12 protein-coding genes are annotated in these 12,500 nt (G+C 70.0%); 8 read left to right on the top strand and 4 right to left on the bottom strand.

Annotated elements, in window-relative coordinates:
* Position 1: 1 nt before the first annotated feature.
* Positions 2 to 238, bottom strand: a complete 237-nt coding sequence (locus CFN78_RS00210) for a hypothetical protein (protein ID WP_094860494.1) — start codon at positions 236 to 238, stop codon at positions 2 to 4.
* Positions 239 to 748: 510 nt separating this feature from the next.
* On the opposite strand from CFN78_RS00210, the gene CFN78_RS00215 reads away from it, so the two are divergent.
* The gene (locus CFN78_RS00215) at positions 749 to 1,243 is read left to right on the top strand and encodes a hypothetical protein (protein WP_094860495.1); all 495 of its coding nucleotides are present in this window, start codon (positions 749 to 751) and stop codon (positions 1,241 to 1,243) included.
* A 98-nt stretch (positions 1,244 to 1,341) separates the two neighbouring features.
* Here CFN78_RS00215 and CFN78_RS00220 read toward each other — a convergent pair whose 3' ends face one another.
* Positions 1,342 to 1,545 (bottom strand): cold-shock protein, encoded by a 204-nt coding sequence (locus tag CFN78_RS00220; RefSeq protein WP_009156738.1) that lies wholly within the window; start codon positions 1,543 to 1,545, stop codon positions 1,342 to 1,344.
* A gap of 524 nt (positions 1,546 to 2,069) precedes the next feature.
* Between CFN78_RS00220 and CFN78_RS00225 the strand changes: the two genes are divergently transcribed.
* The 7 genes from CFN78_RS00225 (at position 2,070) to CFN78_RS00255 (ending at position 8,527) form a co-directional block, all read left to right on the top strand.
* Positions 2,070 to 3,266, top strand: a complete 1,197-nt coding sequence (locus CFN78_RS00225; RefSeq protein ID WP_205660382.1) for a L,D-transpeptidase — start codon at positions 2,070 to 2,072, stop codon at positions 3,264 to 3,266.
* A 104-nt stretch (positions 3,267 to 3,370) separates the two neighbouring features.
* Positions 3,371 to 3,763 (top strand): hypothetical protein, encoded by a 393-nt coding sequence (locus tag CFN78_RS00230; RefSeq protein WP_094860496.1) that lies wholly within the window; start codon positions 3,371 to 3,373, stop codon positions 3,761 to 3,763.
* A gap of 4 nt (positions 3,764 to 3,767) precedes the next feature.
* Entirely contained in the window at positions 3,768 to 4,325 is a 558-nt protein-coding gene (locus CFN78_RS00235; protein ID WP_094860497.1) for a SigE family RNA polymerase sigma factor, read from the top strand.
* 5 nt (positions 4,326 to 4,330) lie between these two features.
* Positions 4,331 to 4,801, top strand: coding sequence for a hypothetical protein (locus tag CFN78_RS00240; RefSeq protein WP_133116260.1), 471 nt, complete (start codon positions 4,331 to 4,333; stop codon positions 4,799 to 4,801).
* Positions 4,802 to 5,140: 339 nt separating this feature from the next.
* Positions 5,141 to 6,532 carry an MFS transporter gene (locus CFN78_RS00245; RefSeq protein WP_094860499.1) on the top strand — a complete coding sequence of 464 codons (1,392 nt, stop codon included), beginning with the start codon at positions 5,141 to 5,143 and terminating at the stop codon, positions 6,530 to 6,532.
* A 229-nt stretch (positions 6,533 to 6,761) separates the two neighbouring features.
* The gene (locus CFN78_RS00250; RefSeq protein WP_205660408.1) at positions 6,762 to 7,250 is read left to right on the top strand and encodes a PaaI family thioesterase; all 489 of its coding nucleotides are present in this window, start codon (positions 6,762 to 6,764) and stop codon (positions 7,248 to 7,250) included.
* Between the two features lie 32 nt (positions 7,251 to 7,282).
* Positions 7,283 to 8,527 (top strand): metallophosphoesterase, encoded by a 1,245-nt coding sequence (locus tag CFN78_RS00255; RefSeq protein WP_094860501.1) that lies wholly within the window; start codon positions 7,283 to 7,285, stop codon positions 8,525 to 8,527.
* 6 nt (positions 8,528 to 8,533) lie between these two features.
* Here CFN78_RS00255 and CFN78_RS00260 read toward each other — a convergent pair whose 3' ends face one another.
* Positions 8,534 to 10,924, bottom strand: a complete 2,391-nt coding sequence (locus tag CFN78_RS00260) for a serine/threonine-protein kinase (protein ID WP_094861012.1) — start codon at positions 10,922 to 10,924, stop codon at positions 8,534 to 8,536.
* Positions 10,925 to 11,565: 641 nt separating this feature from the next.
* Positions 11,566 to 12,498 carry a WXG100-like domain-containing protein gene (locus CFN78_RS00265; protein WP_094860502.1) on the bottom strand — a complete coding sequence of 311 codons (933 nt, stop codon included), beginning with the start codon at positions 12,496 to 12,498 and terminating at the stop codon, positions 11,566 to 11,568.
* Positions 12,499 to 12,500: the final 2 nt, after the last annotated feature.

The following is a 12,500-nucleotide window of genomic DNA, read 5'->3' on the forward strand; positions in this document are numbered from 1 at the left end:
TTCAGCGCTGGACCGGTGACTGCCCGTCGTCGTCCGGGGTCAGGCCGAGCATGTCGAGCAGGTCGGCGCAGTCCTGCGCGCCTGCCGCTCCGTGGGCGACCGCGAGCCTGGCGCGGCGGACCTGATCGTCGGAGATGCGTGAGGCATCGCCGCTGCTCGTCCGCTGGGACGGCACACCGTTGGATCCGGTGTCCTCGCAGCGAAGGAGGAACTCGCGTACTTCAACCGACCTGCTCATGGCTCCTCCGAACGTCCTCGGCAGCTTTGCGGAGACGCTAGTTAGTCGCCGGGGCCCTCCATAGCCCCCCGCAGGGTGAACCTGCAAGCACGCAGAGTCGCAACGGGAGGAAAATCGCCGACCTCGGGGAACGGGTGACCGGAAGGCGAACCTCCGGAAAACGAACAGGGTGTTTCCGGCGCTGTTTTTCGGTTCAGCCACTCCCGCGCACCGTTCGGTCGTGTAACAATCGTCGTGCTGACCCACCCCCGGTCAGCACCTGTGGAGATCCCCTCCGGCCCCCGCGTTCCTCCCCCTGGCGCGGGGGCCTCTCCATGTCCGGGTCTCCATCCTCGGGTTCCCACGCGAGACACGGATCGCGACCCCGGGTTTGCACTCCGTGTTGCCACTGCGGCATGTGGGTGCGAGGTGATCACTCCGGTGGCCCAGTCCGGCGGGCCATCGAATACGGATTGTGTGTTACGTGTCACAGTAGTATCGCGGCCGAAACCCAACCGTTATCGTGTCGGGGTGCCTCTTCCATCCTTAGGACGCCTGAGTACCCGGACCAACCTCAAGGCCGTCGCCTCCGGCAAGCATCGGAACGTCGCCGCTGCCAAGGTCGAGGACGAGCCGGTCGAGGACCACGAACTCACCAGCTACCTGGCAGCGCTCGCCCCCGACGCGGACCCGGAGAGCACCGGGAGCGGGCGGCGGTTCGGCGAGGCGCAGGTGTACCAGCTCCGCCTCAGCCAGATCGCCGGCGAACAGCTCAAGGAGATCGCGGCCGAGCGGGACAGTTCGCCGCACGCGATCGCGCAGGAATGGATCCTCGAACGCCTCTCCTGGGAAGGGCAGGCCGCGTCGGCGCAGGAGCAGCAGCGTCGCCAGGCGGCCCAGCGCCCGGCGTGGCCGACCGAGGCGCCCCCCGCCTCCCCCCGTGCGGTGCCGGCCGAGGAGAGCACCGACCAGCACTTCTTCGATCAGCGCTGGGATCGGCGTCCCGCGGCACACGGCCGCCGCTGACCTTCAACACGAATCGAGCCCCGGCGGAAGAATCCGCCGGGGCTCGATTCGTGTTGAAAACTGTCAGTTCGTTCCGAAGGCTCGCGTAGCGGCGTGCCTTACAGAGCGCGAACCTTCTGCGCCTGCGGGCCCTTCTGGCCCTGGCCGACCTCGAACTCGACTCGCTGGTTCTCCTCGAGGGTGCGGAAACCGCGGCCCTCGATCTCCGAGTAGTGAACGAACACGTCGCCTTCGCCGCCGTCCTGGGCAATGAAGCCGAAGCCCTTTTCGGCGTTGAACCACTTCACAGTGCCTTGCGCCACCGCTTTACTCCTCGTTGCAGATCCGCATCGGGGGTCGCCGAAGCTACCCCCGGGCCGTCCCGGGCGGTTCCAACGAGTCGAGCGAAGAGCGTGTCCGGCCCAGGGCTCGCGTCAGAAGTTCCGCGAGTGTGAAGCCACGAACACGCAAAACGACGGCCTGGACGAAGAGTACCGGGATCCCGCCGATTCTGAACCCCATGAATTTCCGGTTGGCCCCGACTGTAGTAATGCGGTGACACGCAGGGTGTATGCGAGGCCGGCGCGATCTTCACCCGGTTCGCGGTTGCCTGCTGATCTTGCCGTTCTCCGCCGCATGTCGTCGCCATCCGCCGACTACGGAACGCGTCGGTGAAGCGGCGCCGGGCGGTCGCGTTCCGGCCGTCCGGGACGCGGAATCCGCTCAGATCGGCGTCGGTGGCGCGACTCATCTTGATATGTGATGTTCATCACTTTAGATGCGGTAAACGTGCCTGCCCCGCCGTACGTCTTCCAGTGGCGACAGGAACTTTGACGGGGGTTACTCAGTGCAGCAGAAGAACGCAGCCGTCCGGCGCCGTGCATCCGCTCTGGTGCTGGCGATCGCGGTCGTACTCGGTGCGAGTGCGTGTTCGGGCGACGCGGAAAACGTGGCGTCACCGGACGAGGGCGGCGGTGCCAAGCCGGTGGCCGCGACGGGTGCGGTCCAGGCGCAGCCCACGGACGGCGCGAAGAACGTGGCGCCCGGCGAACCGGTCCAGGTCAGCGTCAGTGACGGGACGATCGAGTCGGTGGCGCTGACGAACCCGGACGGCAAGCAGGTCGCCGGCGAGACCACGCCGGACAAGCGCGCCTGGTCGGTCACCGAACCCCTCGGCTACGGCAAGACCTACACCTGGTCCGGCGCCGCGGTGGGTGCCGACGGCAAGCGCCTGCCGATCGGGGGCGCGTTCACCACCGTCAAGCCGAAGAAGCAGATCTCCGGTTCGCTCAACGTCGGCGACGGGCAGACCTACGGGGTCGCCATGCCGGTCGGCATCACCTTCGACAGCAAGGTCACCGACAAGGCGGCCGTGGAGAAGGCGCTCACCGTCGAGACCACGCCGAAGACCGAGGGTTCCTGGGCTTGGCTGGAGAACGACACCGCCGTGCACTGGCGTCCCAAGGACTACTGGCAGCCGGACACCCAGGTGAAGGTGGACGCGAAGCTGTACGGGAAGCAGCTCGGCGAGGGGGTCTACGGCAAGTCCGACGTGGCCGCGAGTTTCCAGATCGGCCGTTCGCAGGTCGTCAAGGGCAACACCCAGACACACCGGATGCAGGTGATCCGGGACGGACAGCAGGTCGCCGACTACCCGGTCAGCTACGGCCTCGACTCCGACCCCGGCCGGGTCACCCGCAGCGGCACGCACGTCGTGATGACCAAGCACGACAAGTACTTCATGAACAATCCCGGTTACGGCTACGAGGACTTCGAGGTGAGCTGGGCCGTCCGGATCTCCAACAACGGCGAGTTCACCCACGCCGCCCCGTGGTCGGCCGCGCAGCAGGGCAGCAGCAACGTCTCGCACGGCTGCCTGAACATGTCGATGGCCGACGCCAAGGCGTACTACGACAGTGTCCTGCCCGGCGACCCGGTGGAGATCGAGGGCAGCTCGCAGCAGCTCGGGGCGAAGGACGGCGCGTATCACGACTGGACGTACTCCTGGGACGAGTGGGCGGGCATGTCCGCCCTCAACGGCTGAGGCCGCGCCGGGCGGGAATCCGATGCAACCCGGCGTGGAACCTCGCGCATGACTAACGGCAGAGGCGCCGCGCAACGGCGGGCGCCCGAGACCGAGGAGACGAATTGCGCACCCGAATCGCACTGACTGTCGGTGGCCTGGTGCTCGCGGCCGGAGCCGTGACCGGCACGGCGCTCGCGAGCGCCGACGCCCAGGACGCGCCCCCCGCGCCGGCCGGGATCCAGCAGCCTGCCCAGGCCCCGTCGGGCACGGCGAGCCAGGCCCCGTCGGCCACGCCGAGTCAGGCCCCGTCGGCCACGCCGAGTCAGGCCCCGTCGGTCACGCCGGAGCCGAGCCAGTCGGTCACGCCGGAGCCAGCGGAACCGGCACCCACCGAAGCGCAGGAGCGGCCCGCCCAGTCCGCGCCTGCCGAGCGTCCGCGGGTGCCGTCCGCGGTGCCCGCGGGACCGTCCGGCGACTGCGCGGACGCCTGCCCCGCTCCGGTGCACGGCGGCTGACCTGGTGACCACCCCGCGTTCCCGTGGTGCCGGGCCGAGTTCGCCGTGGGACGGCGAGTTCGCCCGGTACTTCGGCGAGCGCGCGCATTCCTTGCGTGCCACGGCATTCCTGCTCTGCGGCGACTGGCACCACGCCGAGGACATCACGCAGGCCGCGCTGCTGAAGCTGTACCTGGCCTGGCCGCGCCTCTCCCGCCGGGACGCGCTGGACGCCTACGCGCGCAAGGTGGTGCTGCGGACCTTCCTCGCCGAACGGCGCAGGCCGTGGCGGCGAAGGGAACGGCTGACGGACGGGCCGCCCGAGGTGGCCGCCGAGCAGCGCGGGGGAGAGCCGGATCCACTGGTGCGCCAGGCCCTCGCCGCGGTGGCGCCGAAACAGCGGGCCGTGCTGGTGCTGCGGTTCTGGAACGACCTGAGCGTCGAGGAGACGGCGAGCGTGCTGGGCTGCTCGACGGGCACGGTGAAGAGCCAGTGCGCCCGCGGTCTGGCGACCTTGCGGGCCAGGCTCGGCCCGCACTACGGCAGTCTGACCTTCGCCGACTCCGGCGCGGAAACGAGGTGAGCGGCGTGGCCGATGACGACATTCGCCGGGTGCTCTCCCGCGCGGGCGAGGAGACCGGCCCGCCGATGGGTATCGATCCGCGGCACATCATCGAGCAAGGTGGACGGATTCGCAGGCGCCGCAAGCGATTCACCGTCGCCGGGGCGTTCGTGGCGACGGCGGGCACGGTGGCGGCGATCACGTTCGCCGTGACGCCCGCGCTTCCGGACACCCCGGTGGTGCCTGCCGGGCCGGGGCTGACCGTGGAATCGCCGGTTCCCTCGCCGGTCCCGCCGCCGCCATCCACCGCGGTGCCCTCGGTGACCGAACCTCCGGCCCCGGAATCCTCCGCCCGCCCTGAACCGTCCCGGACACCGGAAGCCCCCGGTCAGCTCCCGTCCGGCTCACGATCCGCGGAACGCGAGCCGGCTCCGCCCGCCCCCGGGCAGACCGCCTCGGAGACGCGGCCGGACGAACCGGCGACCGTCCGGCCCTGAAGCCCATCAGGACCGTCCACAGTGGATACTTAGTCGTCACTGCGGTAACTCAGCGTCGCTGCGATTGGTGCATCCGAGGGTCCCGAAGGTCCGAAATGTCCGCTGAGTCCGCCGGTCGATTACGGAAAGATTACGAATTTCCGATGAAACCCGACTCGCCGGGTAGGGAATCGAGGATCCACCGGAAAATTTCCGACATCGCGCTTTACCTGGGGCGACGGCACTGGGACCGTCAGAGAGCCAGTCGGAAAGTCACCGGATCGATTGGACAACGGCGGATAAGTCTCTACGGTCGAGAGGTCGTCGAGGCAGCTCAACAAGCGGCGGGAGGTCGCACATATGGCCGAACAGGCACACGCGGAGACCGAGGAACCGGCCGACGCGGATCCGAGTGCGGTACGCAGAGCCGTAGCCGGATCAGCGATGGGTAATACCATCGAGTGGTACGACTTCGGCGTTTTCGGCTTCATGCCGGCGATCCTGGGGCAGGTTTTCTTCAACGCGTCCAGCACTTCCGAGGGAGCGCTGGCGACCTTCGCGCTGCTGGCCGTGACCTTCGTGATCCGGCCGTTCGGCAGCGTGATCCTCGGGCCGCTCGGCGACCGGCTCGGCCGCCAGAAGGTGCTGGCGCTGACCGTCATCCTGATGTCCGGTTCCACCTTCGCGATCGGCCTGCTGCCGAGCTGGGACACGATCGGTCCGGCCGCGGCCGTTCTGGTCATCCTGCTTCGCGGCCTGCAGGGCTTCTCCGCGGGTGGTGAGTACGGCGGCGCGGCGACGTTCATCGCCGAGTACGCACCGAAGAAGCGCCGCGGATTCCTCGGCGCCTGGCTGGAGTTCGGCACGCTCGTCGGCTTCTTCCTCGGCGCTGCCGTGGTGACCGTCTCCACCGTGGTCCTCGGCGACGAGACCATGCGGGAATGGGGCTGGCGGATTCCGTTCCTGATCGCCGGGCCGCTCGGTCTGGTCGGTCTCTACCTGCGGAACAAGCTCGAGGACACCCCGGTCTTCCAGGAGATCGAGCAGCAGAACAAGGTGGCCAAGTCGCCACTGAAGGAACTGCTCACCCAGCACTGGCGCTCGATCCTGCACCTCGTCGGGCTGGTGATCCTGCTCAACGTCGGCGACTGGATCATGCTCGGCTACATCGAGACGTACCTCAAGGACGTGCTCGGCCTCGAGGGCAACGTGCCACTGTTCATCGTCATGGGCGTGATCGCGGCGATGATGCTGGTGATCGTCCCGCTCGGCAGCCTGTCCGACAAGATCGGGCGAAAACCACTGCTGCTCGGCTGCTGTGCGGGATTCCTGGTGCTCTCCATCCCGGCGTTCACGCTGATGGAGAACAGCAAGGAGGCTGACGGCGTCAACGTCATGATGCTCGGTGGTGGCCTGCTGATGATCGGCGGTTGCCTGGTGCTGTTCCTCGCGGTCGTCGCCTCGACGCTGCCCGCGATGTTCCCCACCCAGGTTCGCTACGGCGCGTTCTCGATCGGCTACAACTTCTCGACGGCCGCGTTCGCGGGCACCGCTCCGTACATCGTCGGCAGCCTGGTGGACTCGACCGGCAATACGCTGTGGCCCGCGTTCTATCTGATGGGCGCCGCGCTCATCGCGGCGGTGCCGATCATGTTGCTGCCGGAGACGAAGGGCGTGTCCATGCGCGGAATCAAGAACTCGCGCGAGTGCACGACCAGGACGGGTGACGCACCCGCACCGGTCACCGGCTGAGTTCACGTTCGACCACTGTGGCCGGGCTCCCGCGAGGGGGCCCGGCCACAGTCCTGTGTGCCGGGCGGTACGCGGGCACCGTGCCGTACGCCACGGCCGTGTTCGTTCCCGGCGGGCTTCGGGTTAGCTTGTGGATGTGAGCAGCAGAGTCGAACAGGCATGGCCCCCGGTGGACACCGAGGCGGCGGTCGTCCATCCGGACGCGCCGGCCCCCGGCAGCGAGCTGGCGATGCACTACAAGGAGTGCTTCGGTTGCGGCGACGAGCAGGAGGCGGGCCTGCACCTGCGCTCCACCGTCGGCGAGAAGAGCAGCGTCCACTCCCGTTTCCTCGTCACCACCGCGCACCAGGGCGCCCCCGGCCTGGCCCACGGCGGTCTGCTGGCCTGCGCGTTCGACGAAGCGCTCGGGGCGTGCGTGGGCAACCTGCTGCGCAGGCCCGCCGTCACCGGGAAGCTGGAGACCGACTTCCTCCGTCCCGTCCCGGTAGGGTCGACCTTGTTCATCGCCGCGCATCTCGACGGGGTGGCCGGGCGCAAGATCTATGTCAGCGCGGACGGTCACCTCGACGCCGCGGACGGTCCGGTGGCCGTACGCGCACGAGGGCTGTTCGTCACCGTCGGCTTCGAGCACTTCCGTTCGCACGCCGGGCAGGAGTCGCTGGACAAGCTCAAGGCGGCCGGGCGTGCGCGGCAGAACGACTGGGACATCAACCCCTGATGGCCCACTAGTCCCCGAAAGGCACCACCCCGGTGTTCATCGTCGTCGTCGGCGCGCTCGTGGCGTTGCTGCACCTGTACCTGTGGAAGCGGCTCGTCCGCGACACGACCTCGCCCGGCCGGGCTCGCAGGCTGGGCACCGTCCTGCTGATCGCGCTCGTGCTGGTCATGTTCGCGGCGCTGACGCTGGGCACGCGCACCGATCCGGACATCGCCCGGTGGTACGCCTGGCCCGGATACCTATGGCTGGCGGTGTTCTTCTACCTGCTGCTGATCCTGCTGGTGCTGGAGCTGCCCAGGCTCGCGCTGCGACGCTGGGTACGCGGCCCCGCCCGGCCCGTCCCCGCACCGGCCGTCGCCACCGGGTCCGCCGCCGCGGAGTCCGAACCGGACACCGGCAACGACACCAGCACCGACACCGCCGAATCGTCCGAAGTGGACACCGGGGTGAGCAGGCGGATGGTGCTGGCGCGCGGTTCGGCCCTGCTGGCGGGCGTGGCCTCCACCGCACTGGTCGGTTACGGCGCGACCGTCGCGATGAGCGCGCCGAAGGTCACCCGGGTCGCGATTCCCCTGCGGCGCCTGGATCCCCGGGTCGCCGGTTTCCGGATCGCCCTGATCAGCGACGTCCACCTGGGACCGCTGCTGGGCCGCTCGTTCACCGAGCGCATCGTGGACATCGTCAATGCCGAACGTCCCGACGCCGTCGCCATCGTCGGCGACCTGGTGGACGGTAGCGTCGAGCACCTGGCCGAGGCCGCCGAACCGCTACGCGAGCTGCGCAGCCCGGCCGGCACGTTCTTCGTCACCGGCAACCACGAGTACTACTCGGGCTACACGGAATGGGTCGAGTACGTGCGCACCCTCGGCATCCGGCCGCTGCGCAACGAGCGGGTCACCATCTCCCGTGGCGGCGGGACCTTCCAGCTCGCCGGGGTCAACGACGCGACCGCCGACCAGTTCGCCGACGCCGCCGACGTCGGGAAGGCGCTGCTCGGACGGAATCCGGCGGAAGCCGTGGTGCTGCTCGCGCACCAGCCGGTGAGCGTGGACGAGGCGGTGGCCAACGACGTCGACCTGCAGCTCTCCGGGCACACGCACGGCGGGCAGATCACGCCGTTCGAACTGGCGGTCTCGCTGCAGCAGGGCGCGGTGGCGGGACTGTCGCAGGTGGAGAACACCAAGCTCTACGTCACCAGGGGTGCCGGATTCTGGGGCCCGCCGGTGCGGATCGGCGCAGACCCGGACATCTCGATCGTCGAACTGCGGTCCGAGTAGCCGGTCTCAGGTGAGGGTGCGCGGACGGATCGCGTTCGCCCGGTCGACCAGCGCGATCCGCTGGTCGGTCGTACCGGCGAGCCTGGCCAGCGCCCGGTAGCAGCGTTCCAGCCCGAACCGCAGGTCGCGTTCGGACAGTGCGCAGCCGAGCACCCTGGCGTCACCGGGCGCGGACTCACCCTCGCGGATCCAGTCGTACGCGGCCCGCAGCACCTCGGCGGAGAGCTGCGCGTGCCGTTCCGCGTCGAGGGTGAGCCGCTCCAGCTTGTCCGCCGCCTCCACCAGATCACGCCCGCCGATCGCCCCGGTGCCGCCGGAGCGGGAGGTCTTGATCTTGATCGCGGCCACCTGGGCGGCGACGAAGTGCGTCGAGGAGGCGGACACCTTCTCCAGCACCTCGATCGCGCTCGCCCGGCCGCCCTGGGCCAGGTAGACCCTGGCCAGGCCGAACGCCGCGCTGACGTAGGAGTGGTCGGTACGCCACACCAGCTCGTACATCCGGGAGGCGGCGAAGTAGTCGCCCACCCCCTCGGCGCTGACGGCCAGCGCGAGCTTCGGCGCGATCTCGCCGGGCAGCTCGTCGTACACCGCGTCGAAGGCCACCCTGGCCACCTTGGGGCGTCCCGCGGCGAGCTCGATCAGCCCGCGGTACCAGTCGATCCGCCAGTCGTGCGGGTAACCCGCCTTCACCGCCAGGTATTGCGCCGCCTGGAGTTGCCGGTTCGCCTCGGCGAGCTCGCCGAGGTCGATCCGCGCCCGGACGACCCGCAGCCGCACCTCGATCGACTCGCGCGGCGCGCCGGCCAGCGCCTCGATCGCCGCACGCGGATCGGCCGAGGCCGTGGTGGCCAGCACGCCCGCGCCGGGATCGCCGGTATCCACCTGCGGGACAGGCAACCCGCCGACGACCTCCACCGGGTCCGGCACCGGAACGCTCCCACCGGACTCCGGGACGACCATGTCCACGCCGAAGGTCTTCGTCTCCGGGCCGAACACCGTGGACGGCGCGGGCCGCTGCTCTCCGGTGCCCAGCGCCATCACCTCACGCAGGACGCCGGTGAGCTGGTCGGCCATGTCCTCGGCCGAGGTGAACCTGCGCTCCGGCGAGGCGTGCGTCGCCCGCTTGAGGAAACGGTGGTACGAACCGAACAGCGCCAGCAGCGGCACCGCGTCGGCCGAGGGCAGCGTGGTCTTGAACTTGCTGGTGTAGCCGGAGAACTCGAAGCTCAGCACCGCCAGCGTCCGGCCGACGGTGAACAGGTCCGAGGCCACGCTCGCCCCCTGCGTGGCGAGTTCGGGCGCGCTGTATCCGGTGGTGAAGAACAGCGGGCTCTCGTAGTCGTCCATCCGGCGGACGGCGCCGAGGTCGATCAGCTTGAGCTGCTCGTGCGTCTGGATCACGTTGTCCGGCTTGAGATCGCAGTACAGCAGGTTCTGGCTGTGCAGGTAGCCGAGCGCGGGCAGGATCTCCAGCCCGTACGCGATCACCTGGCCGATCGGCAGCGGTTCCGCGCGGCCGGTCTCGCGGTGGTGGGCGAGCGCGAGCTGGCGCAGTGACTGGCCGCCGACGTACTCCATCACGATGTAGCCGACGGAACTGCCGGTGACCGGGTCGACGTGCTGGACGAAGTTGTAGATCTTGACGATGTTCGGGTGCTCGACCTCGGCGAGGAAGCGGGTTTCGTTGACCGCGGCCGCCATCGCGGTGGCGTCACCGGTGTCGATCAGTCCTTTGAGGACTACCCAGCGATCGCTGACGTTGTGGTCCTGCGCGAGGTAGATCCAGCCGAGGCCGCCGTATGCCAGCGCGCCGAGTACCTCGTACTGCCCGCCGACGATCTCCTCGGCGCGCAGCCGGGGCCGGAACGAGAAGGCGTTGCCGCAACCGGCGCAGGTTCCCTCGGCCTCGCCGGGCACGCCCTTCTCGCCGCGACCGACCTTCGCGCCGCAGTTGCCGCAGAACCGCTTGTCCTCGGACACCACCGGGTCGGTCATCACGGCGGACGCCGGATCCCGGTACGGCACCTGTGGCACGTCGACGAGACCGGCACCGAGCCTGCCACGGCGCGAGGTACGGGACCCGGTGCGGCGGGAGGTCCCCGGGAACGCCCCGGAGCCGGTGCCCGGACCGGTGCCGGGGCCGGACCCCGGCCCGCTTCCCGGTCCGCTGCCGGGGCCGGTGAACGGATGCAGGCCCTGACTGGTGCGCTGCGGCAGAACGCTCTCGGTACCCGGATCGGGCAGCGCGAAGTCCCGGCTCGGCTCGACGCGCGGTCGCGGCGGCGTGATGCTCTGCGTCTCCGGGGCGGGGGCGGACAGCACGCTGGTGGGCTGCGGGTCGTTGCCGCCCTGCCAGTGCGGGGTCACCGAATGCGCCTCGGAGGACACGGCAGGCATCGGGGGCTGCCGCACCGGCTGTTCGATGCCGGCCGGTGGCGAGGGCTGCGACGGTGGGGCGGCGGGCCGCTGGCCGGACGGCGGCTGGATGGCCGGCTGCTGGGTGGCCGGCTGCTGGGTGGCCGGCTGCTGGGTGGCCGGCTGCTGGGTGGCCGGCTGCTGGGTGGCTGCGGCCTGCTTGGCGGCGGGGGCGCCCGTGGGCGCCTCGACGGCCGCGAACTGCTGCGTCTCCTGCGCCGAGTTCGACGGCCCGGCCGGGTTCCGCCGCTGGGCCGGGTTGCGGGTGGGTGGCGTCCACTGCTGTTCCGGCTCCGGCTCGGCGGTGCCGCCGAGTACTCCCGGCGAGCCCCGCCAGCCGGTTCCCCCGTCCTCGGGCGGTGTCCCGGCGGTCTCCCCGGTCGTGCCGGTATCCCCGTCCGTCGTCGCGTGCCGCGGACGGCGTGGCTCATCCGACACTGCTACCTCCCCGGCAAGAGTCGTCAACGCTGCGACGATCCTAGTGGCCGGACCCGGCACCGGGGCCGTTCACGGGGTTTTGTCCACGACCGGGCACCCGGACACGCGGAATCCGGCCACCGCTCGCGCACGGGGCGCGGCACCGCGCTACCAGGGCGTCGCGGCGGCCGGATCCGGTACCGGTCTCAGCGCTTGAGGCGCATCAGTTCCAGGGCGACACTCTTGCCGACGCTGGTGTTGGCGGCGAGTTCCTTGTTCTGGTCGTTGATCGGATCGCCGTAACCCATCAGGTCCTTGGCCCCCGGAACCGCCAGCGCGACGCTGGCCGCGGAGTTGACCACGTCGGTCCCGCGGACCGCCTGCACACCGTCGAGGGCCGCGTTCACGCCCCGCACGCCCGGGATCAGGCCGATGGCGTCCCCGCCGAGGGTGCGCCAGGCCTTCGGGTCGTCGTAGCTTCCGGTGTCCAGCATGTCGGCGCCGTGCAGGCCCAACGCGGCCGCGCCGGCCAGTAGCGCGACCGGTGCCGCGACCACGTTGACACCCGGGATCAGCGCGCCCACTCCGGCGACAGTGGCGATCATGCCTGCTATGTCGCCCGCACGAGCCGTGTCTGTCTTGCTGTTCGGCGCGGGTGGCGGGGCTTGCAGGCCCTGGGACTTCTCCGCGACCAGTGCCTTGATGCGCTGGGCGATCTCGGCGGCGAACTGCTGCTGCTGGGCGGCCCCCGCCGCGCCGTACATCGGGTTGCCCATCTGCAGGTAGGCGGGCAGGTTGACCTCGATGACCTGGACGATCGCGTTCTTGACGTCGATAAGGCTCTGCGCGTAACGGTCGGCCATGGCGGCCTGCTGTTCGGCGCCCTGGCGCTGGCCGTCCAGGGTGACGGTGCCCTGGTTGATCTGCTGGCCCATGGCCTGACCCGCCTGGTCGGCCCACGCCTGTTCCGCCGCCCCGCGCGCGTCGCTGAGCTCGGTGCCGGCGAGGTGGGCGGTTTCCCCGGCCTTGCGCCAGTCCTCGGCGAGGGTGCGGACGTTGTCCTCGTTGTCAGGGGGCCACGAGTTGTCGATGGCCTTGACGGCCGCCCAGAGTTCGTTGCTCGGTTCCGCGATGGCCATGA

This window comes from Amycolatopsis antarctica, assembly GCF_002262875.1.
Taxonomy (GTDB): Bacteria; Actinomycetota; Actinomycetes; order Mycobacteriales; family Pseudonocardiaceae; genus Amycolatopsis; species Amycolatopsis antarctica.